Source organism: Paenibacillus spiritus, assembly GCF_008710135.1.
Classification (GTDB): Bacteria; Bacillota; Bacilli; order Paenibacillales; family Paenibacillaceae; genus Paenibacillus_AQ; species Paenibacillus_AQ glufosinatiresistens.
Genome location: NZ_VYKK01000004.1, coordinates 48751 through 69921, shown reverse-complemented (window position 1 = coordinate 69921; position 21171 = coordinate 48751). Strand labels below are relative to the sequence as shown.

Below are 21171 nucleotides of genomic sequence, written 5' to 3'. Positions count from 1 at the left end.
ATTTGCAGAATGGAAATGATTTAAAAGAAATAAAAATTAGAATATTGGAAGAAGAGCGGATTGGTGAACTGCTTGAACTTATGGAATGTGAACACATACAGAAAAAACATAATCGGTACGAAGCCCAACTACCATCAAAGTTCAATTCACCAAACAAGCGCTCAGTTCAGGTCTATATTAATGAATCATTATCAAGTCGGATTCGTTCATTTGGCGAATCTGACTTAGATATTTATGGTCTCGTTACTTATATTGTTTTTGATTTGTACTCAGAAGACGAAAGAAACAAAAGTCTGTTTAAGGCGAAAAGATGGATATGCGAGAAATTATCTTATTCTGAATTCCTAAACAGCGCGCATATTTCAACTCCTTCACATAACCACTTGAAATGGCTCAAAGAGGTTAAGAAGCAGCGTAAAAAGCGAAGAGAGCTGCCTGAGATTGATAATGAGGTATACGACGAAGAAATACTTGAACAATATGTAATGTTCCCTCACCAGAAGTATTTAGATGAGGGAGTAGACTATTTAACTCAAGTTGAATTTCAAATAGGATACGATATTAAATCGCAGCGAATCATTTTCCCTATACATAATCGTTATGGTGAGATTATCTCTGTTAAAGGACGAACTATTCATGATGATTATGAAGCGCGAGACATCTATAAGTTCATGTACCTCTACAACTTCAATAAGATGGTTGAACTCTATAACTGGCATAGAGCCGTTTATTATATCCTAGAAAAAAAAGAAATCATCATATTTGAAGGCGAAAAGAGCTGCTGGATGTCATCACAATATGGTTATCGAAATTGTGTAGCTATAAGTGGAGACGACCTGAGTGAGTGGCAAGTTAATTTGATTCGTGAATTGGGGAACGAAATAGATATTGTTATTGCGTTGGATAAAGATAAACGAAAAGAGGATATAGTTAAGCAAGCCTCCAAATTCGGCAAAACAAGAAATGTGTATGCTCTATGGGATCAAAATAACTTATTACAGGACAAAGATAGTCCATGTGACAAGGGTGAGGTAGTATTTTTCCGCTTATATAGCGAAAATCGATACAAGATACCAAGCTAAATACTATATGTAGTAAATATTACATTAATGACTACTACATATAGTTGTTAAAAGCTGAGGAAATATAGTTTTTATCAAAAGTGAAGAAGGAGGCATAAGCCTCCTCTTTCTTTAATCAAAGCTATACTCGCCCAATAATCTTGCATTTTGAGCTTGAATGGCACTACCCCAAGACTCTCTTGAATATTTTTTATCGTTTAGTCGGCAAATTCTATATTCTGTGCTACCATCAATGGCCGGTACTTCTTCAACTACATACTTAGGAACAATTCTCATCCAATCTTCCCCGTTCCAGTCAACGAACATCTTTTTCACCTCCCTATTTAATAGTGTTACCATTTTACATTTTAGATACACACAATAATAAAAAAGAAGTGCTTGCTTTATTAGTGCAAATATAATAATATAATCTATGTAAAGGAAAGGAGTTAATCTCATGAAAAGCGAAACCAAGACTCAAGGATCATCATTAGAATTTACAGATAAAGAAGAAGAGGCAAGTTTTGTGATTATCATTGAGCAACTTAAAATGTTCGTGGGGGTGAATTTGGACATTACGCTGAATAAGATGTATGAAGTCAAAAGAAAGTTTTATGATGAGAATCCTTATGTGTCTTTCTTAAATGGTGAAGTCTACATTATAAACGACATTGGAAAAGAATTATACGGATTTCCGTTAATGTGTAAGTTGCAGTGGTATAAGTAATACATAAACGCAAAATGATCTGAAAATGGAATTAACTAAAGCAAAAATAATGAATAAAAATTTACCGTTAAATAAGAAAGGAGAATAATAATGGGGTACATGACAACAATTACTGTTCTGAATGATGAATTTAGCCAAATCAAAGCTAACCCAAAGGAATTTGTAGATAAAATTTGTGAGGGAATGAGGGGATATCGAAGATCTCTAAACTCAATTGAAATTAGCAACGTTAATTCATTTGGCATTGGGAATCATTGCAATAACGTAATTGTAGCAAAATCAAATCATGCTGATGACCCCAGAATGTTTATCACATATCAAAATTCAATGGATATTATCGGGTGGGGGAATGATTCGAAGCACCTAGAATATCGTAAGCGATTATTGAAGATTGCTAAGAAAATGATTGAATATGAAGAACAACAAATTAAGAAACTAGAAGGACAAAGTTGATAATGAAATTTGTGTTTTATGGGAAAGGAGAGAGATAAATGACTTACAAGGAACAGTGCATTGAGCAATTTATGATACTCATTGAAGCGCAAAATATCCCTGAATATAGCAAGGAAGTTGCGAAACAGATGTTTGTTACTGGCTTTGATTATGGATCAATGAACGGAGCAAGCGATGACATTAAACAGTCAGTTGTGAAAAATATGAATCAAAAACAAGAAGGAAGATGGTACAAATGGGACTAACTGAGGAAGAAATCAAAAAATATCGTATACATACAGAGTATTGGGAAAGTCCTGAATTTGACAGTCTAGAAGAAGCAGAGGGAATTTACGAATTTGCGAAAGATAGGGTAATGGGCGATGGAGTAACCGATGACAGTTATGTTGAATTGGTAAGTAGTTCTGATGACTTTGATGAATACGAAATTCTCAAGAAAGTTGTAGTTGTGATAGACGAAGAAAAAATGAAACTGAGAACCCCTAAAGAAGCGGGTCTTGAATGGGATTATTGGGCTAAGTGGCAAGATGTTGTTGAGGTATAAAATTAGAATTTTATCATTATGTGAAAAGAGGAGAGATAGAAGTTGGATAATGAACATTTAGAAGAGTCGGATCTAGATATTGGTGGTTCGCAGTTTGGAGTGAGATTTACCAAAAGAGGAAGGGAGATAGATAGACATGTTGTTATTAACATTTATTCCGAAGATGACGAATGTTGGTTTGAAATAGATTCTTTCAGCTCATATTGGATCGATGATTTAATCAATGTACTGACTCAAACGAAGTTAAAACTGGAAACTGAATTCAAGAAAGCTAAAGATGGATTTGGATATGAGTTTTAATCAAATAAGAGTTTTACGAAGAAATTTTATAAATTGAAAAGGAGACTAAAAATGAACTATGGCGATTTAAAGGATATTGAAAAGCACTTGCTTTATAAGCGAATTGTAGAATGGAATGAGAACAAGCTCGTTTTGGACGATGGAACAATCGTTACTCTTGAAGAAAGTGAATATGATTGTTGTGCAGGAGCATATGGACAATTTAGTAATGTTAAACTGGATGCCGCTATTACCAGAGTCGAAATTGGAGAACAGGTTAATATCCCAGATGATGATACTATCATTAATAAAGTAAGAGTTACCTTGTTACATAATCAAAATCCAATCGCTCTAGCCGAAATGACCGCAGATGCGGGGAATGGTGGATACTATTATTCGGTAGGATCATTTGTTGTGAATGGAATTCATTTTCCTATTGTGAGTGCTTAAAAACAAAAACATGATAAATACATACTTTTATAAGGAAAGGTGAAACTAATGAACTTATGGCAAAGGCTTGAAGAACGAGGAAGAGAAGAACTAAAACTTGGGCAATCATGGCATTTATATGCTGTTGATTTGGATAAGAGCGGTTATGGTTGGGCAGAAGTCAAATTTGCCAGAAAGGATTCGCAAGGAATATTTTCTACTACGGATTCGACCTTCGGCAATATTAAATATTTTGATTTACGATAGAAATTCTTTTATGAGGAAAGGAAAATAATTAATGCTACAAAAAGAATTCACTGTAGTTAAATATACTGCAGAAGATCATCAAAGTTGGGGTCTTACAAAAGACAAAGAATATGCAGTAGAAACAAACATTGATTTCGTAGATAAAGAGGATTTCTTTATTACAGTCTGGAATGATAGTGGTCGTCTGGCAGAGATGTATGATGGGGAGTATCAGATTGTGGCTGGTGATGAAGCTAGATGGTGGAGTGTTAAGCCAGAACATACATATGTTGAACAATATTAAAGGGAGCTATATATTGATTATTTAAAAAAATAAGGGAGACTTGATTGAATGAGTAGAGATGTAATATTTGATGTTAATAAAGAAACGGTTACCGAATTAGCGGGACAGATAAAAGATAAATATGACGATAGTATTTTAGTACTCGCTCCATTCTCTGGACAACTAAAAACATATTCCCCAGCAAAATCAGGTAAATACAAGGGTTACTTCCGCATTAATACCGAAGTTTTAATCCCTGAGGATGCCATTAAAGGAGAGAGCGCATTGTCTGACTTTGGTGCCTTTGTAGTTATGAGACTTCCAAAAGCGCGAGTTGCTGACCATCTAATCAATAAGTAAAAATACTGATAAAACTTATCTTTCATCATATTGAGGAGGTGAACAAATATAAAAGCGAAAGTAACAATGGTTAATGGTCAAAACTGGACGATGGAAGGGCAAGTAATTGATGAATTAAGACAATACTTCTTGAAGCGTGAAGCACGTCAAATAACATGGCTAACCAATGGCAACCTGAGTATCAATATTAACCACATCGTATCATTTGAGGTTATCGAATCTTAATTTGGAGAGTGATCGGAATGAATCGTAAAGTTAGTATCCGAATCATCAACAAGACAACAGGAAGAGAAAGCAAGGCTCAGACATTTAAGTTTCTTAAGGCCATTGATACATACGATAAGATTGATATTCCGGTGAATTGTAAGATCAGTATTCGATAAAGGTTGTGATAAAAACAATGAATTGGAAGCAACGAACACCAAAGATTCCCCTTGACCATTATGATAATACATACACAAAACTAGCTAAACTTAATGGTATCACAAACATTGATCAGTTTTTAAATCCACTGTCAAATGTAATTTGTAACTCATATCTTCTCAAAAATATTGACGCATTAGCACAACGAATCATTCTTGCAATTCGTAACCGTGAGGCAATTACAATCTCTGGAGATCCTGATTAGTTCAGATTTTGACGGAGTAACATCGTTGGTGATTATGTATAAATATCTAAAAAATTTCACTAATGACGTATATTATATCTGCAATGAACGTTCAACAGGTCACAACATTAACAATTTGCTAGACCAAATTCCAACGCAGACTAAACTCTTCATCGCAGTTGACAGTTCCTCAAATGACATTGAGTCCATGAAAACATTAACGGAACGAGGAATGGACTGCTTAATCATAGATCATCATACAGTTACAGTTAATAATCCATATGCAATCTTAGTTAACCCTCAACAAGAGGGAGATGAATATCCAAATAAAAATGCTTGTGGTGGGCTGTTGACATATAAGGTGTGCCAAGTGATTGATGAATGCATGAATACATATTACTCAAACGAGTTTGACGATTTGCCCGGACTTGCTCTATTGGCCGATGTCATGTCTATGATGGAACTAGAAAACAGATATTTTGCAAAGCAATCGTTAAAGGGACTGCATCATAGAGGGCTAAAACAATTGTTCACGCTAATGAACTTCGATGTGAATAATCTTAGTTCTACAGATTTCTTGTTCGGGGTATCACCGGCAGTTACAGCAGCAACAAGAGCAGACAATATTCAATTAGCTATTGACTTCATGTTGTGTGAGGGAAGCGACGAAGAGATACTTGAATTGTCAAAGCGACTTGTATCAGGAAATGAGAAGCGGAAAGAAATTCAGTCTGAAGCAATTAAATACCATAAAACTTTGGCTAATGAAGGCGATAAGGTTGTAGTCATTGTTAATCCCGAACTTGGTAAAGGAATTAATGGATTGGCGGCTGCCGACCTGGTTAGTGCTTATAATTGTCCTGCGATTGTTTTAGGTTATGGAGATGGCGAAGATACATACGCGGGTAGTTTTCGTGGTTTAGAAGACTTTTCAATGTTAGAGTTATTGGAAAGTTGCGATAATACTACTTTTGTGGCTGGTCATAGTGGGGCTGGCGGAGTTCAGTTAAGTAAGACTAAACTGGAGTTATTAATACAGGAACTAAATGAAAAATTGGCAGACTTCATTCCTGACGATTCCCTTTATTATGACTTGGAATTTGATGTTTCAGAGATCAATGAAAAGATGATTCTCTATCTCAACGAGTTCTACCGGATTTCCGGTAAAGACTTTAAACCTGGAAAGTTTCTTCTCAAGGGATTATTCGTCTCAGATAAAAAACTCATGGGGAAACAATTGAATACAGTTAAGATTGATTGTGACAGTATTCAGTTAATGAAATTCAAAACGAATGAAGACTATTTTAATACTGTTCCTGTATTTGCCGAAGTTGAAGCAATTGGAACTTTAAATATGAACTATTGGAAGCAATATAAACCAAAGTTCAAAATAGTTAAAACTATGCAGTTATTCATTGATGATTTAAGAGAAGTTTAAACAGATATGATTAGACAACAAATATAATAATAAATTTAAAGGAGTAATAAATAATGACTAAATTCTATGGCGTAGCGACAAGTGACAATGGTGTAAGTGTGATTATCGACAATCTTCCAGAAGTTCGTCTTCAGGCTGAAAATGAAGCAATTCGCCATTGTGCAAAGAATGGACTGACATTTCAGTATATTCGTCCAGCGAAAGCAAGTGAAGAGAAGGGAGCTACATTGACAAAATATAAGAAGCAACGTGATCGTGTAGCAAATAAGCGGTGATACATATGAGAATCAAAGTTAGCGAACATGCTCGAATGAGAGCATTAGAAAGTAATGTTGAAGTTGGATACCTGGTTAAACAGGTGTCCAACATTCCTAATGTTAAAGGGAAACTGAGATGGATGACTGATTTGGGAGTGATTGTCTTGGAACGCGTGAATGATAATCTGATTCTTATTAAGACATTTATCGCTCGTTATAAGTACAAAGGACAGAAATATCATCGTGGATGTCATACATTTTGAATGAGGAATTGCAAATGAATGAAAAGAAGGATATCTATATTGGTCCAACAGTAGATTCAGAAGAAGATGTCAAGTGGATCAAGGTGGCAAGCGGCAAAGTGAGCGACGAGATTCCTGCGTGGATGAAGGTTGAATCAGGAGAAGCGACAAGATGAAATTGAGTTTTTATCAAAAAATATAGAGAGGAGAGATTAGTTGTCCTTAAATTACAATAATATTTATTCTATGGATTGCTTAGTAGGTTTAAAGCAAATCCCTAGTAATACAATTCCGCTAACAATCACTTCGCCGCCGTATGATGATTTGCGAAATTACAAAGGATATTCCTTCGATTTTGAAGAGATTGCTCGTGAATTATATAGAGTAACAGCGAACGGAGGAATTGTTGTATGGGTAGTTGGAGATAAAACGGACAAAGGTAGTGAGACAGGAACATCATTTAAACAAGCATTATTTTTCAAAGAAATTGGATTCAATCTGCACGACACGATGATATATGAAAAAGATAGTATAAGTTTTCCTGAGACAAACCGTTATTATCAAATTTTTGAGTATATGTTCATCTTATCTAAGGGGAAACCCAGAACAGTCAATTTAATTTCAGACAGAAAAAATAAATGGTACAACGGTAAAAAGCACATAAAGGGTCACTATAGGAATACAGATGGGGAGCAAGTAAGACACAATAAACAAAATCTTCTCAAGGAATTCGGTGTAAGATTCAATATCTGGAGAATTCCCAATGGTCATCAAAAATCAACTTTAGATAAAGTAGCTTTCAAACATCCAGCAATCTTCCCTGAGAAATTAGCAGAAGATCATATCATCAGTTGGAGCAATGAAGGAGATGTTGTTCTGGATCCGTTTATGGGAAGTGGTACTGTTGCAAAAATGGCTTTATTAAATAATAGAAAATACATAGGATTTGAAATTAGTGAAGATTACATAGTGATTTGCAAAGAAAGGCTAGAACCTTACTTGAAGGTAGAGTGCTGATAAAAGAACCGTTTTATCAAGAAGCGGAGGTAAGCAATGAGGTTTCGTAAAAAGCCTGTAGTTATTGAGGCAATTCAATTTAAAGTAATTAAAGAAATTCCATGCAAGTATGGCACTCACAAAGAATACAACGATTTCGAAATTATTGATTTTGTATCAGCTCATAACCACTTCGTTAGAGTGGGGACGGAGTCGAATGGAGAGCCAGATGGTCTAACATTTATTGAAATACCAACGTTAGAAGGCACTATGAGAGCGGATGTTGGCGATTGGATTATAAAGGGGGTTGCAGGTGAGTTTTATCCCTGCAAGCCTGACATATTTGAAGCGACTTATGAACCAGTATAATCTTGATCAAATACAAGTTTCATAAAGAAAGGAGGCATTAATATTTACGATACCGTAAAGTGTCCATACTGCGGATATGAGAATGATATGTCTGATGCTTTAAGCGATGGGCTTCCAGATGACAATAAATTTGATTGGGAATGTGAAAGTTGTGAAAAAGAGTTTGAGGTGGAAGTAGAGTTTACACCAAACTATAGCGCTGACAAAATTGTATGGTATGAGTGCGATGTATGCAACAAAAAGACAAGAGATATTTATAAAGAGGGCAAAATTTTTCCTTTTCCAAAAGCACTAATTGGCAAGGAAGTATGTTACGAGTGTTGGATACACACTTATGCCAAGGAACTGAATAACGAAGGTATTGAAGAAAGTTGATATATTAAATTTCTATAAAGAATGTCTTTATGACATATTGGTTTTATCAAATTGAATAGGAGGTTTAATATGGCCGATAAATTGTTGGAGTTAATTGAGAAGTATGAAAATGAAAATCTAGAAATCAACAGAATTATTGATGAAGACCGCCCTTCTGAACATCAGAGTATCCGACTAGCGGCATTATTTAATAAAAATCAAGAAGTGATTGAAGACCTGGAGAAGATGCTAAATACATCATTCTGATTAGGATGGAAAAATGTTATTTACAAAAATAAAAATAATAAGGAGACATTTAAATGATATTTTGGACACTAGTGTTTTTTGTAATTAACCTTTTAGGACTCCTGGGAAGATCGATGTTCTATGAGACTAATAAAAGATTGGAGTTACTAAGTATTGATAAAGCTCAAGAAAAAATTGATGACGAAAAACTCAATGAAGAGTTTATTAAAAACGGATGTCTACAATGGATTGTTGCTGTGGCTCTGGCAGTAGCCGAAGTAATCTATCTTATCAATGCAATCCGGTACGATGTATATAAAGTCCCTACGCTTGGAGCAATCATATTCCTTGTCTTATCGTTTGTTGTTGTCTCATTTAAAAAGAATATAAATAAAATGAACGAAAATGAATTAATTCTTAGACGGGCAATAGTTGAAAATTCAAAACGAATCACACTATTTTCTGTGGTAAGTGGATTAGTGTGGACTACTTACTTCGGGTATATGTTCTATATCCTGGTGTTTTAAGAGGTGATTAAGTGATGGGAATTGTAGATCAATTAATAGAATTGCTCAGACTGGTAGTGGCAGCTAAAGACGATTTGCAAGAATGGATGGATGCTATTGATGAAGACATGAGCTTTGATGCTAACGCCATTGAAGATACTAAATCGCTTATTGGAGAGATTGAATCGACACTTCATGAGGTGGGCACGTAATGGATAAATACGCAGCCATTGATAAGTACGAGGCTCGAATAACTGAACTGGAAGAAAAAAAGAGGTGGGAATTATCTACTCTTGAAGACAGAGATGTTGCTAAACATTCCAAATATATTTTAGAAAGAGTAGCAGGTATTGATGCTGAAATTGGAATGTACGTTGATGTTATTGAGACAATCAGTTCTTTAGAAATTTGAGGAACGATATATTTTACTAGGAAAGGATTTGAAAATGGACACTAAAGAAGAAATCATTGCAATGCTTAATGACAGGATTGATAGATGGAGAGAGTTAGTAAGGGTCTCTAATGAATCCAAACGTGTCAAATGTGAATGGGAAGCAAGAATTAGTGAACTAGAAACGGTAAGAGATATAATCAAACCTGAACCACCTGTAGAGGAGGAATATTAGTGGGTATTGTCGATCAAATGAAAAATATCTTAGAGCTTCTTGAAGCAGCTAAATATGACCTTGAAGATTGGATTGATGCTGTTAAGGATGATGAAAACTATAGTGAAGAAGCAAAGAGCGATACGGCAGAATTGGTCAGAGAGATATGTTCGGTATTGTATGAGGTGGAGGCATGACTAAACCATATGAAAATCGGTCTCATCAACAAGTTTGGGATGAAGAATGGAAAGATATATGTACAAAAGAGGATGGTACTCTTAACCTAGACCAGATTCAACGAGTGTTATATGACTATTCGTTTATGCTTGACCAAGTTCCACGAGTGTATGAAGAAGTTTCGGGACTTAGTAAGCCAAATGCCTATGCAAGTGCTATTATCGCTGAATATGAAATCAGAGTTAACGAACGATTCAATTGGTATGTTGATGAGATTTTAAACATTCTACTGAGTATGTACGATGCAAATGCCAAAGATGAGCCAGATTATTCCGATGGTATAATGGCTGCTATTACTGAGATTAAAGAATACGCCGGAATAGAATAACCACTTAAAAGTGAGATTTCATAAAGAAATAGGTGAAGAAAAATAAGTAAACAAACACAGTATGAACAAAATCATAAAATTATTGATGACCAAATATACAAGAAGTGTAATATCTGTTTGGAATGGTTTTTAATGAGTAAAAATAACTTTTATATAAATAAGAGCAATGGAGTGGATGGCTACAATCCTTATTGTAAAACTTGCACAAAACAGAAGTCATCTAAGTGGGTAAAAGAACATGCAGAAGTACATAGAGCTTATAAACGTACTGAAAGAGCAAAGCAGGTTTGCCGTCCAACAAAGCGTAAAAATGATCAGAAATATAGAAATGGCGAAACATATCAAAAATGGCATGAGTCAAATAAATCAAAACTAAAAGAGTATAGAGAAAAAAGAAAGCACAAGAAACATGATATCAGTGAAACTGAGTGGATGGAGTGTAAAATATATTTTCACAATTGCTGCGCTTATTGTGGTCTGCCAGAGTCTGAACATTATAAAAGGTGGAAAAAAGAGTATAGAAAATCAGATCTTCACAAGGAGCATGTCGATGACAATGGAGCAAATGACCTGAGTAACTGTGTTCCAGCGTGTTTGAACTGCAATTCAAGTAAATGGAATCATGATTTTGAAACGTGGTACAGAAAACAATCGTTCTTTAGTAAAGAAAAATTGATAAGAATACAAAGGTGGTTGGATTGCGACCATAAATTACATTTGAGAAAAGGAGAATTACATAATGGAAAATAAATATTTGTACAAGTTTGGATGGGATTGTGGTCGTATGGGTGATGTCGAGGGTTTGTTTGTTGCTACTGAGGAAGAAATTAAAGATGCTATTGGTAAAGAAGTGTATTTTGGAGAAATTTTAGGTAAACACAGTGAGATCTTCGGAACATTTGATGAGTCAGATATTGAAAAACTCGATATTAGTCCCGATGCAGTTAATGAGGTTAGTAAATATCTAGGCGAAACATGGAGTGGTTACAACCCATTAGAATATATTAATGAATAAGACTTGATGAAAACCGCATTTTATTCAGTAATATTAGGGATGTGAATTATTTATAACGATATATAATCTTAGATGTGAAAATTATATGAGTACTGTCCCTGACAATACATTTGATCTAATTATTGCCGATCCTCCTTACAACAGAGCTGTAGCAAAATGGGATAAATATAGTAATGAAGAATATTTAGATTTATTAAGAATCTGGATTAAAGAATTTTCTAGAGTTTTGACACCAAAAGGGAATTTATTTATCTACAATCAACAACCTATGGCAAGTTATATGTTTCAAATGCTTTACGAGAATCTTAACTTCGTTGATGAAATTATCTGGTTCTATAGAAATGGAGGAGGAAATACAAAGAAAAAGTGTAAAAATGTTCACCAGCTACTCTATTGGTTTACAAAGACGGATAACTATATTAGAAATTTTGATGAAGTAAGACAAGAATATAGTGGCACAAGAGCGCTCTATAAACACAATGTAGATAAAAATCCAGCAAAAGTTTGGACTCCAAATGACAAGGGAGCAATGCCCACTAATGTTTGGGAAGTGTCAATTGTCAGGCAAAAAGAGGCTACAGCGTTGGCGAAAATTGGTGTACAAAAACCATTAGAAGTGAGCAATAGAATTATTAAATTAGGGAGTAACTACGATTCGAAAATTTTCATTCCTTTTGGGGGTTCTGGCTCAGAAATTGAATCGGCAATAATCAATAACAGAAGTTGGGTAGCTACAGAAATAAACCTAAAATACATAGAAGAAATAATAGAACCAAGAATAAATGAATATTTGTTGATTAAATAAGTTCAATAAAAGTCAAATTTTATTAGAAGATGTTAGAGATGCCAGAAGCAAACAAATTTAAAGTGATTTATACTGTCGGAACCACTTCACAAGAAAAAAGTGTAATGATAAAATCCGAAAGTTCAGATTTGGTATACAGCCTTGCCAAAACTATGCTAGGTGAACAAACAATAATCAAGAAAATCTTGAACCTGGCTTGAATAATTAAAATGAAATGTACCATTTACTTAATAGAGAGGAATGATCTATATTAATAAGGTATGGCAATGGTTCATGGTCATTTTTTGGTCACTGGAATTTGTAATTCTATTTTTTGATAAGCCTGATCCAATTATTGCTGGAAGTGCTTTTCTACTTGCTGCTCTTTACAGCATTCCAAGCAAGGAGAGGTAGAATACATGAATGAGCCGGTCATAAGAACATTCATGAAGTTAGTTAATGATGAGTGGATTCCCTGTAAACTATTTAGTATAAAGAAAGATGATTTCTTTAGACAACTTGATAACATTGAAACTTATAATTCAAATGGATGCGGAGTGTTTAAAGCCACTTCAGACCCGTACTACAATGAAGATGGAAGATTAATAATAAACTCAGAAATTTGTTGACTTTCAAGAACAAATATAATAATATAAAGTAATTAAAGGGGGTGATTATTATGACGACAATTCTCAAGAATAAGGAAACTGGACTATATGGAACATTAGAACATTCTCTATTTGGAGGTTCTATACGTTGGTATGATGAAAATACCGGTGCATTCTGTAAGAGTTACGGTGAAAAATTTGACCAAATTCTTGAGAGTTGGGTTATCGTCCCACTTCCAATGGGATATCAAGTTGGTAATTGGGGAGGTGTTGTTAAAATAGAATGTGGGCTTACGCTAATTTAGAAGATGCTTTGTATGAGTGCTTTAAAGATATAGTTGGAACAGATGAAGAAGATATGCTGTTCGAGGATTCATATATTAAGAAGAAACTCAAAGAATACATAGGAACAAAGGAATTTAAGAAGTTTGATGAACTCGATGAAAAATATTGGAAAGATGCTTGGAGAACGTTTGATAGCATGACATTTGAGTTAAACAAAAGGCAAAAATAATAATATATTAGGATGTGTATAATGAATTATATCGTATCTATTAAACGATACCTTGGACTTCATAATGAAACAAGCGAGATCGTTAAGTTTACAGTTCAAGTAGATGTGCAAGATATTTACATGATGCTTGCTGAGGATGATGCGTTTGAGTCCGACCAACTATCTATCGAATATGCAATGAAGGCATATGCTGTAGAACTGGCAATGAACAAATTCTTCAAGCAGCATTATATTCTTAGTCCTGGGTCGAAGATTGAGGTGTTGAGTGTTGAAGAAGTTGATAAGAAAAAGGAATCTTCTTGCTATTATTCACCACAAATCACTGCTAATGCAAAAGAGGAGCCAATCGAAGACTTTTTCAAAAGCCTTCAAAAATATATGGGCTTAGAAGACTAAATATAGTCAACGAAATACTATATATAGTGGTCTATCATGTTTAATACCACTATATATTGATTTAAAAACCACATAAAACAAGTCTTTTATCAATCAATTTTTAGGAAGTAAAATTATTAAAAAAGTAGAATCTAAATTTTTTGAGAATCCGGAAAGATATATACCTCATGGATGTTACTGTTATGATAAACATATTTGTCCTTTCTGGGATATTGATAAAACCAAACATTATCAAGAAAATGGCTATTGTCACTACCTAAAACGTGGAGACAGCGAGAATGGTGGACTTTTATGGGATCAGGTCAAAGAATGTGATATCAATGATGGAATTCCAGCAGAAGATTTAGTATAAGGGGACGATACAAACGTTGCAGCAAGTAATTAAACGAGATGGAACAGTGAGTGATTTTGAAGAAATTAAAATCAAGGATGCTATTATCAAGGCTATGAGAATGACCGAGCAAGGAATTGATATCGAACTTGCTGAGAGAATTGCTCATAAAGTAAGTCAGCAAATCAATAGACTTAAAGCTCAAATCACAGTCGAAGAAATTCAGGATATAATTGAAAGAGATTTGATGATGAGTAGTAGAAAAGATGTGGCTAAAGAATACATAACTTATCGTCAAAAACGTACAGAGGAACGACTAAAGCAATCAGAATTATTCAAGATTGGTGAAGGTATTATTTCTGGGGAGAATGAAGAAGTAACAAAAGAAAACGCCAATCTAAACGGCGAGTCATACAGCGGAAAAATGAACCGATTTGGTTCAGAATATAGTAAGTTGTATGCCCGTAATGTTATTCTCCCAAAACGTTTAGTTAAAGCAATTGATGATGGATATGTATATGTACATGACCTAGATCATTATGCTGTTGGTACACATAACTGTCTGTTTATTCCTTTCAGTAAACTTCTTGCAAATGGCTTTCAAGTGAGCGACAAAGGATCAGTTAGAACTCCAAACTCTATTATGACTGCTATGGCACAGGTAGCTATTATTTTTCAATGCCAACAGAATAGTCAATTTGGCGGATGCGGTGCAGCAAAGTTTGATTGGGATTTGGCTCCATATGTAACAAAGTCATTTAAGAAGCATTTTCGAAAAGGGCAAATGTACTTTGGTGAAACATATGCAAATGTTGGTGAAGGAGAACTATATTTAGATAATCCTGATTTACTTCAAACTTTCCCTAAATCATATACATATGCCAAGGAAGAAACAGAGATTGAAACTAAACAGGCCGCAGAGTCAATGATCCATAATCTAAATACAATGGCATCGCGTGCAGGTGGGCAAGTACCTTTCACATCGATTACGTTTGGACTGTGTACATCTACAGAAGGTAGGATGATATCTAATGCAGTTCTAGATGCCTCAATGAATGGCCTTGGACATTCGGAAACAGCAATCTTTCCTCAGTTAATCTTCCAGTGTAAACAAGGAATCAATCAAAGTGAAAGCGATCCGAATTACGACTTGTTTGTGAAAGCAATAGAATGTTCAAGCAAGCGCTTGTTTCCAAATTTCGTGAACGTGGATGCCGATTTTAATCTCCAGTATTACAATCCAGAAGATCCAGATACTGCAATTGCCACAATGGGTTGCCGTACCCGAGTTATCTCCAATCGATTTGGTAAAGCATATCAGTCAGGAAGAGGGAATATTTCATTTAATTCAATCAACCTCACTAAACTAGGTATTGAATACGGTATCGTAAACGGTCGTTCAGAAGCCGATGCTGATGGACTCTGGAACAAACTTAACGAAGTACTAGATATCACTCTCGATGGGTTACTTCATCGATATCATATTCAAGGCAACCAACCTGCAAAAGCTTCAGATTTTATGATGCAAAATGGATCTTGGCTTGGAGGGGATAATCTCCATCCAAACCAAAAGATCAAAGATTTGTTAAGAATGGGTTCCATCAGTATTGGCTTTGTTGGCTTGGCAGAATGCCTAAAGGCTTTATTCGGTAAACATCACGGCGAAGACAAAGAGGTTTGGTACTTTGGGCAAGAATTAATTCAATATATTCGTGATTATTGTGATAATAAGTCTGAAGAATATGATATGAATATTACTTGCTTCGCTAGTCCAGCCGAATCCCTTGCTGGTAAGTTCGCAAAAATCCTACAAAAACAATATGGGAAAATTGAAGGAGTTACAGATAGAGATTATCTAACTAATTCATTCCATGTTCCAGTTTATTTTAATATACCTGCATATAAAAAAATAGACCTAGAAGCTCCTTTCCACAAAATGACCAATGCTGGACATATCTCATACGTAGAACTTGATGGTAATGCAAGAAATAATCAAGAAGCATTTAAGTGTATTGTTCAATATGCTTTGAGTAAGAACATGGGGTATTTCAGCATTAATCATCCGGTCGATAAATGCATGACATGCAACTTTGACGGAGTGATTAATGAGCAATGTCCTATTTGTGGAGAAACAAGTGAAGAGAACATCTCGCGTATTCGCAGAGTAACGGGCTATTTAGTCGGTAATCTAAATAGATTTAATGCTGCTAAGAGAGCAGAAGAGCGCGACCGCGTTCGCCATTTATGAATTTAGCAGGATATATACCGGAGAGTATAGTTGATGGGTTAGGATTGAGAGCGGTCATTTTTATCAGTGGCTGCTTTCATAACTGTCCTGGGTGTCACTCTCCACACACCCACGACAAAGGATATGGGAGAGAGTTTACTGAAGAGAAACAATGGGAGATTATTAATGACATCAAAACTAATCCCTTATTATCTGGGATAACGTTATCGGGCGGCGATTGCTTTTTCTCGGCTAAAGAGGTTATTCAGTTTGTTGTAAAGTTAAAAAATGAAATACCAAATATTAATATTTGGGCTTATACGGGATTTACTATTGAGCAATTGATGAGCAAGCAAGACAGTAAATATAGATTGTTAGAAATGTGCGATGTGCTGGTTGATGGAAGATTTGTTCTTGAGGAGCGCGATTTAACGCTCAAGTATAGGGGTTCTAGGAATCAACGCATTATTAATATACGAGAGAGTATGAAACAAAACAAAGTTGTACTTTACGAATCATAGTTGATTTGGTGGGTGGGAGGGAATTATGAAATTTAAAATAGAAGGGGAGATTGAACGGGTTGTTTAAATTAATTACAAAACGTAATGGGGTAAAAGCGGATTTTGATGCAGAAAAAATCACAAATGCTATTAAAAAGGCAGGATTACAAACAGGAGAATTTGATACATCTGAAGCAAGAAAATTAACTCAAGACGTTTTGGAATTAATTTATCTTAATGAATGTGATGAATTAACCGTTGAAAATGTACAGGATTATGTAGAAATGATCCTACTAAACTCAGAATACAAACTTACTGCAAAGGCATATATTCTTTACCGTGAAAAACGGACTCAGGAAAGAAAACCTGATATTTTTAAGTACCGTTTAAATCTGAAGCCATATGAATATCCCGAACTTATTGAATACAAAGAAGCAATTCAACATTCCTACTGGCTTCATACGGAATTCAATTACACGTCCGACATTCATGACTTCAAATTTGGTGTCAATGACAATGAGAGAAATGCAATTAAAAATGTAATGCTTGCTATTGCACAAGTCGAGGTCGCCGTTAAGACGTTTTGGGGTGACATATATCATCGTCTTCCTAAACCAGAAGTTGGTGCGGTAGGACATACATTCGCAGAAAGTGAAGTTAGGCATCATGACGCATATTCACATCTGCTTGAGATACTGGGATTGAATGAAGAGTTTGAGAAGATCAAAGAAATTCCTGCACTTAGTCAACGTGTGGAGTATCTTACTAAATCCGCTAAATTGGCTCGTACTGGCAATGATAAAGATTATGCCTTATCCATCTTGCTATTTTCTTTATTTATTGAGCATGTGTCACTGTTCTCTCAGTTTCTGATTATTATGTCTTTCAATAAATATAAAAATATTTTCAAGGGAATGTCTAATGTGATTGAAGCTACCTCAAAAGAGGAGCAGGTTCATGGGTTGTTTGGAATTGAACTTATCAACATTATCCGTAAGGAGCATCCTGAATGGTTTGACAAACAATTAGAAAGTGCGGTCTATCAAGCATGTCTTGAGGCTTATGAGTCAGAAGGTCAGGTTATAGATTGGATTTACGAAGCAGGGGAATTGAGTTTCTTGCCAAAAGAAATTGTCAAAGAATTCGTTAAGGATCGTCTTAATAACTCCTTGAAAAGTATCGGATATGAGCCTGTCTTTGATGTTAACGAGAAATCACTAGAAGAAACTGATTGGTTCAATGCAGAGATTGTGGCATCAAAACATGTAGACTTCTTTACAAAACGATCCGTCAACTATACCAAGAGAAGCCGTTCAATATCTGCATCAGATCTGTTTTAGCAGATGTCTAAACCAGCGCTCACAGACGAAGATTTCAAAATAAAAGTCTTCAATTTAGTAGGAGACGAATATGTTTTTTTAGAAAAGTATAAAAAAGCTAAAGAAAAAATTAAGGTGATGCACAACAAATGCGGCCATAAGTATGACGTAGCTCCGACCAACTTCTATGGAGGCAAAAGATGTCCGAAATGCTTTGGAGGGATAAAAAGGACTAATTCTGAATTTTTAAATGAAATAAAAAGACTAACTAGCGATGAGTATATTTTTTTAGAAGACTACATTAACAATCATACCTCATTAAAAGTCATACACGGCAAATGTGGAAATGAGTATAAAGTTAGTCCGTCTGCATTTATAAACGGTGGTCAAAGATGTCCCATTTGTGCTATTGAAAAAAGAAAAGTTATTATGTCCGAAGCGAAATTTTTAGAAGACATCCATGAATTGGTCGGAAATGAGTATACATTTCTAGAACGATATCGAGGAAGCAGAAATAAAATAAAGATTAAGCACAATGTTTGTGGTAACATTTATGAAGTTTCACCTCAGAGATTTAAGTCTGGGAACAGGTGTAAAAAATGCAATGACGATATAACAAGAAAATCAAAGACGGATTTTGTAAGAGAGGTCTTTGATGAGGTCGAAGATGAATACATATTTTTGGATGAGTATGTTAATGCGAAAACAAAATTAAGAGTAAAACATATTAAATGTAGTGGTGTTTTTTCAACCACACCAAACAATTTTTTGAGAGGAAACAGATGTCCCAAATGTTCTGTGTCTAAAGGAGAGGAAAAGATATCAAAATATTTAAACAAAAAGGGGATAGTTTTTGAAAGAGAAGTTACATTTCCAGACTTGAAAATTGCTTCGTTTCTCAGATATGATTTTGGATTATATGGATCAGATAATAAACTAAAAGCTTTGATAGAATATGACGGGAAACACCATTTTGAGCAAATAGAATTTTGGGGAGGAGAAGAAGGATTTAAAAAGGTTTTAGAAAGAGATAAAATAAAAAATAATTATGCAATAAGTAACGGTATTCCTTTAACAAGGATATCTTATCGGGAATATCGCAGCATTGATAAGATACTTGATAATGCTTTGAAAGATTTATCTTTAAACACATATAGAGATGGGGATTAATTAAAAATGAAATGGCTAAATGAATACAGTAAAACTTTCTTGTCTCGTGGATATCTGACAGAAGGAGTTACGGCAGAACAACGCATTCGTACAATTGCAGATACGGCTGAGAATATTCTTTGTATTGAAGGATTTGCTGATAAATTTTACGACTATATGGAAAAGGGATATTACTCACTCTCCTCTCCAGTATGGGCCAACTTCGGAATTGACAAGGGTCTTCCTATTAGTTGCTTTGGTTCCAATCTTTCTGATAATATGGGAGACATTTTATACACAACATCTGAAGTTGGAATGATGAGTAAATTTGGTGGAGGAACATCGGGATACTTTGGCAATCTTCGCCATCGAGGAGCACCGATCAAAGACAATGGTGAATCATCTGGAGCTGTTCATTTCATGAAGTTGTTTGAATCTACTATGGATGTTGTATCACAAGGTTCGACACGTAGAGGAAGATTTGCGCCCTATCTACCTATTGATCATCCAGATATTGAAGAATTTTTGAAGATTGGAACTGAAGGCGACCCTATTCAAGAATTGACACATGGAGTAATTGTAACGGATAAATGGATGGAGGAAATGATTTCGGGCGATAGCCAGAAACGTGCTCTATGGGCAAAAGTAATTCAGAGACGAGTTGAAATTGGTTACCCATATATTTTCTTTGATGATACGGTAAACAACAATACGGTTGATGTGTATAAAGATAAAGGGTTGAAGATTTATGCTGGGAACCTTTGCAATGAGATCGCCTTGCCAAGTAATGATGAATGGTCATTTGTTTGTAACTTATCTTCTATGAATATCCTTCATTATGATGAATGGAAAGATACAGATGCGGTTGAAACAATGGTATTCTTCTTGGATGCGGTAATGACTGATTTTATTAACAAATTAGAGAAAATGCGTGACTCTAAAAACAGAGAAGATAATCAAGCATTTTATTTTATGAAAAAGACATATAATTTCGCAAAGGCTAATCGTGCATTGGGTGTGGGAGCATTGGGGTGGCATTCTTATCTTCAGTCAAAAATGATTCCATTTGAAAGCCTGGAAGCAGCAAAGTTAAATTCACGTATCTTCAGTTTGATTCAAAAGAAATCGCACGAAGCATCAAAAGAATTAGCAAAACTCTACGGCGAACCCGATGTATTGAAGGGTTACGGAAGACGAAACACAACATTAACTGCCATTGCGCCCACGACCTCTTCTGCATTCATTCTGGGTCAGGTTTCGCAAAGTATTGAACCTATTTGGTCAAATTGTTATGTTAAAGATATTGCTAAAATTAAAGTAACAATCCAAAATCCATATCTAAAAGAAGTTCTGAAGACTTATGACAAGGACACGAAAGAAACGTGGAATAGTATCCGAGATAACGATGGATCTGTACAACATCTTGAATTTTTGAGTGACCATGAAAAAGAAGTGTTCAAAACGTTTAGCGAAATTGACCAATATGTTATCCTAGATCAAGCCTCAACTAGACAACTATTCTTAGATCAGAGTCAGTCTCTAAACATCACAGTCAATCCAAAAATGTCAGCGAAAGAAATTAACGAACTATATTTATTTGCATGGGAGAATAAGGTTAAAACATTATATTATCAGCACAGTACCAATGCAGCACAACAGTTTAGCAAAGATAAGCTTTGTTCGAATTGCGAGGCGTAATATTTACACTACAAAACAGAGGGCAATAAAAAGCCCTCTTAAAACTGAAAATAACCATAAAAA

General features: G+C 35.0%; 38 protein-coding genes. 37 read left to right on the top strand and 1 reads right to left on the bottom strand.

Annotation, left to right across the window (positions count from 1 at the left end; translation table 11 throughout):
* Nucleotides 1–2 precede the first annotated feature (2 nt).
* Complete coding sequence (locus tag F4V43_RS01900; protein ID WP_223879747.1) at nt 3–1082, top strand: toprim domain-containing protein; 1080 nt, start codon at nt 3–5, stop codon at nt 1080–1082.
* A gap of 111 nt (nt 1083–1193) precedes the next feature.
* Here F4V43_RS01900 and F4V43_RS01895 read toward each other — a convergent pair whose 3' ends face one another.
* Nucleotides 1194–1388 (bottom strand): hypothetical protein, encoded by a 195-nt coding sequence (locus F4V43_RS01895; RefSeq protein ID WP_150456553.1) that lies wholly within the window; start codon nt 1386–1388, stop codon nt 1194–1196.
* A gap of 130 nt (nt 1389–1518) precedes the next feature.
* Here F4V43_RS01895 and F4V43_RS01890 point away from each other — a divergent pair, with 130 nt between their 5' ends.
* From F4V43_RS01890 to F4V43_RS01735, 36 genes are all read left to right on the top strand, one after another.
* Nucleotides 1519–1788, top strand: a complete 270-nt coding sequence (locus F4V43_RS01890) for a hypothetical protein (RefSeq protein ID WP_150456552.1) — start codon at nt 1519–1521, stop codon at nt 1786–1788.
* 90 nt (nt 1789–1878) lie between these two features.
* Nucleotides 1879–2241 carry a hypothetical protein gene (locus F4V43_RS01885; protein WP_150456551.1) on the top strand — a complete coding sequence of 121 codons (363 nt, stop codon included), beginning with the start codon at nt 1879–1881 and terminating at the stop codon, nt 2239–2241.
* Between the two features lie 38 nt (nt 2242–2279).
* Nucleotides 2280–2486, top strand: a complete 207-nt coding sequence (locus F4V43_RS01880; protein ID WP_150456550.1) for a hypothetical protein — start codon at nt 2280–2282, stop codon at nt 2484–2486.
* Nucleotides 2477–2785: a hypothetical protein gene (locus F4V43_RS01875; protein WP_150456549.1), complete on the top strand. Its 309-nt coding sequence runs from the start codon at nt 2477–2479 to the stop codon at nt 2783–2785. The genes F4V43_RS01880 and F4V43_RS01875 overlap by 10 nt, the downstream gene beginning before the upstream one ends.
* Before the next feature lie 42 nt (nt 2786–2827).
* Nucleotides 2828–3085, top strand: a complete 258-nt coding sequence (locus F4V43_RS01870; RefSeq protein WP_150456548.1) for a hypothetical protein — start codon at nt 2828–2830, stop codon at nt 3083–3085.
* Between the two features lie 51 nt (nt 3086–3136).
* A complete protein-coding gene (locus tag F4V43_RS01865) occupies nt 3137–3514 on the top strand; it encodes a hypothetical protein (protein WP_150456547.1) in 378 nt (125 codons plus the stop codon).
* A gap of 48 nt (nt 3515–3562) precedes the next feature.
* Nucleotides 3563–3760, top strand: coding sequence for a hypothetical protein (locus F4V43_RS01860; RefSeq protein ID WP_150456546.1), 198 nt, complete (start codon nt 3563–3565; stop codon nt 3758–3760).
* A gap of 31 nt (nt 3761–3791) precedes the next feature.
* The gene (locus F4V43_RS01855) at nt 3792–4043 is read left to right on the top strand and encodes a hypothetical protein (protein ID WP_150456545.1); all 252 of its coding nucleotides are present in this window, start codon (nt 3792–3794) and stop codon (nt 4041–4043) included.
* Between the two features lie 48 nt (nt 4044–4091).
* Nucleotides 4092–4382 (top strand): hypothetical protein, encoded by a 291-nt coding sequence (locus F4V43_RS01850; protein ID WP_150456544.1) that lies wholly within the window; start codon nt 4092–4094, stop codon nt 4380–4382.
* A gap of 400 nt (nt 4383–4782) precedes the next feature.
* The gene (locus F4V43_RS01845; protein ID WP_150456543.1) at nt 4783–5010 is read left to right on the top strand and encodes a hypothetical protein; all 228 of its coding nucleotides are present in this window, start codon (nt 4783–4785) and stop codon (nt 5008–5010) included.
* A complete protein-coding gene (locus F4V43_RS01840) occupies nt 4976–6427 on the top strand; it encodes a DHH family phosphoesterase (RefSeq protein ID WP_223879772.1) in 1452 nt (483 codons plus the stop codon). Before F4V43_RS01845 ends, F4V43_RS01840 begins: the two co-directional genes overlap by 35 nt.
* 53 nt (nt 6428–6480) lie before the next feature.
* Nucleotides 6481–6702, top strand: a complete 222-nt coding sequence (locus tag F4V43_RS01835) for a hypothetical protein (RefSeq protein WP_150456541.1) — start codon at nt 6481–6483, stop codon at nt 6700–6702.
* A 5-nt stretch (nt 6703–6707) separates the two neighbouring features.
* The gene (locus F4V43_RS19785; protein WP_223879746.1) at nt 6708–6947 is read left to right on the top strand and encodes a hypothetical protein; all 240 of its coding nucleotides are present in this window, start codon (nt 6708–6710) and stop codon (nt 6945–6947) included.
* Entirely contained in the window at nt 6944–7102 is a 159-nt protein-coding gene (locus F4V43_RS19575) for a hypothetical protein (RefSeq protein ID WP_191089435.1), read from the top strand. The genes F4V43_RS19785 and F4V43_RS19575 overlap by 4 nt, the downstream gene beginning before the upstream one ends.
* Before the next feature lie 40 nt (nt 7103–7142).
* Nucleotides 7143–7943, top strand: coding sequence for a DNA-methyltransferase (locus F4V43_RS01830; protein WP_223879745.1), 801 nt, complete (start codon nt 7143–7145; stop codon nt 7941–7943).
* Between the two features lie 36 nt (nt 7944–7979).
* Complete coding sequence (locus F4V43_RS01825; RefSeq protein WP_150456540.1) at nt 7980–8291, top strand: hypothetical protein; 312 nt, start codon at nt 7980–7982, stop codon at nt 8289–8291.
* A gap of 87 nt (nt 8292–8378) precedes the next feature.
* Nucleotides 8379–8666: a hypothetical protein gene (locus tag F4V43_RS01820; protein WP_150456539.1), complete on the top strand. Its 288-nt coding sequence runs from the start codon at nt 8379–8381 to the stop codon at nt 8664–8666.
* Nucleotides 8667–8735: 69 nt separating this feature from the next.
* On the top strand, nt 8736–8912 hold the full coding sequence (locus F4V43_RS19570; RefSeq protein WP_191089434.1) for a hypothetical protein: 177 nt from the start codon (nt 8736–8738) through the stop codon (nt 8910–8912).
* A 53-nt stretch (nt 8913–8965) separates the two neighbouring features.
* Nucleotides 8966–9418 (top strand): hypothetical protein, encoded by a 453-nt coding sequence (locus F4V43_RS01815; protein ID WP_150456538.1) that lies wholly within the window; start codon nt 8966–8968, stop codon nt 9416–9418.
* An 11-nt stretch (nt 9419–9429) separates the two neighbouring features.
* Nucleotides 9430–9609 carry a hypothetical protein gene (locus F4V43_RS01810; protein WP_150456537.1) on the top strand — a complete coding sequence of 60 codons (180 nt, stop codon included), beginning with the start codon at nt 9430–9432 and terminating at the stop codon, nt 9607–9609.
* Complete coding sequence (locus F4V43_RS01805) at nt 9609–9809, top strand: hypothetical protein (RefSeq protein WP_150456536.1); 201 nt, start codon at nt 9609–9611, stop codon at nt 9807–9809. Before F4V43_RS01810 ends, F4V43_RS01805 begins: the two co-directional genes overlap by 1 nt.
* 34 nt (nt 9810–9843) lie before the next feature.
* Nucleotides 9844–10023 (top strand): hypothetical protein, encoded by a 180-nt coding sequence (locus tag F4V43_RS01800; protein WP_150456535.1) that lies wholly within the window; start codon nt 9844–9846, stop codon nt 10021–10023.
* Entirely contained in the window at nt 10023–10199 is a 177-nt protein-coding gene (locus tag F4V43_RS19565; RefSeq protein ID WP_191089433.1) for a hypothetical protein, read from the top strand. Before F4V43_RS01800 ends, F4V43_RS19565 begins: the two co-directional genes overlap by 1 nt.
* Nucleotides 10196–10567: a hypothetical protein gene (locus F4V43_RS01795; protein ID WP_150456534.1), complete on the top strand. Its 372-nt coding sequence runs from the start codon at nt 10196–10198 to the stop codon at nt 10565–10567. Before F4V43_RS19565 ends, F4V43_RS01795 begins: the two co-directional genes overlap by 4 nt.
* 117 nt (nt 10568–10684) lie before the next feature.
* Nucleotides 10685–11317, top strand: a complete 633-nt coding sequence (locus F4V43_RS01790) for an HNH endonuclease (protein WP_150456533.1) — start codon at nt 10685–10687, stop codon at nt 11315–11317.
* Nucleotides 11307–11582 (top strand): hypothetical protein, encoded by a 276-nt coding sequence (locus F4V43_RS01785; protein WP_150456532.1) that lies wholly within the window; start codon nt 11307–11309, stop codon nt 11580–11582. Before F4V43_RS01790 ends, F4V43_RS01785 begins: the two co-directional genes overlap by 11 nt.
* Nucleotides 11583–11667: 85 nt before the next feature.
* A complete protein-coding gene (locus F4V43_RS01780) occupies nt 11668–12387 on the top strand; it encodes a DNA-methyltransferase (RefSeq protein WP_150456531.1) in 720 nt (239 codons plus the stop codon).
* Nucleotides 12388–12785: 398 nt separating this feature from the next.
* Nucleotides 12786–12995 (top strand): hypothetical protein, encoded by a 210-nt coding sequence (locus tag F4V43_RS01775; RefSeq protein WP_150456530.1) that lies wholly within the window; start codon nt 12786–12788, stop codon nt 12993–12995.
* A gap of 50 nt (nt 12996–13045) precedes the next feature.
* A complete protein-coding gene (locus tag F4V43_RS01770; RefSeq protein ID WP_150456529.1) occupies nt 13046–13279 on the top strand; it encodes a hypothetical protein in 234 nt (77 codons plus the stop codon).
* The gene (locus F4V43_RS01765) at nt 13258–13488 is read left to right on the top strand and encodes a hypothetical protein (protein ID WP_150456528.1); all 231 of its coding nucleotides are present in this window, start codon (nt 13258–13260) and stop codon (nt 13486–13488) included. Before F4V43_RS01770 ends, F4V43_RS01765 begins: the two co-directional genes overlap by 22 nt.
* Before the next feature lie 21 nt (nt 13489–13509).
* The gene (locus F4V43_RS01760; RefSeq protein ID WP_150456527.1) at nt 13510–13884 is read left to right on the top strand and encodes a hypothetical protein; all 375 of its coding nucleotides are present in this window, start codon (nt 13510–13512) and stop codon (nt 13882–13884) included.
* 368 nt (nt 13885–14252) lie between these two features.
* Nucleotides 14253–16463: an anaerobic ribonucleoside triphosphate reductase gene (locus tag F4V43_RS01755; RefSeq protein WP_191089432.1), complete on the top strand. Its 2211-nt coding sequence runs from the start codon at nt 14253–14255 to the stop codon at nt 16461–16463.
* The gene (gene nrdG / locus F4V43_RS01750; RefSeq protein WP_150456526.1) at nt 16460–16963 is read left to right on the top strand and encodes an anaerobic ribonucleoside-triphosphate reductase activating protein; all 504 of its coding nucleotides are present in this window, start codon (nt 16460–16462) and stop codon (nt 16961–16963) included. The genes F4V43_RS01755 and nrdG overlap by 4 nt, the downstream gene beginning before the upstream one ends.
* A 59-nt stretch (nt 16964–17022) precedes the next feature.
* Nucleotides 17023–18282, top strand: a complete 1260-nt coding sequence (locus tag F4V43_RS01745) for a ribonucleotide-diphosphate reductase subunit beta (RefSeq protein ID WP_150456525.1) — start codon at nt 17023–17025, stop codon at nt 18280–18282.
* 3 nt (nt 18283–18285) lie between these two features.
* Nucleotides 18286–19431 (top strand): hypothetical protein, encoded by a 1146-nt coding sequence (locus tag F4V43_RS01740; RefSeq protein WP_150456524.1) that lies wholly within the window; start codon nt 18286–18288, stop codon nt 19429–19431.
* 6 nt (nt 19432–19437) lie between these two features.
* Nucleotides 19438–21108: a ribonucleoside-diphosphate reductase subunit alpha gene (locus F4V43_RS01735; protein WP_150456523.1), complete on the top strand. Its 1671-nt coding sequence runs from the start codon at nt 19438–19440 to the stop codon at nt 21106–21108.
* Nucleotides 21109–21171 lie beyond the last annotated feature (63 nt).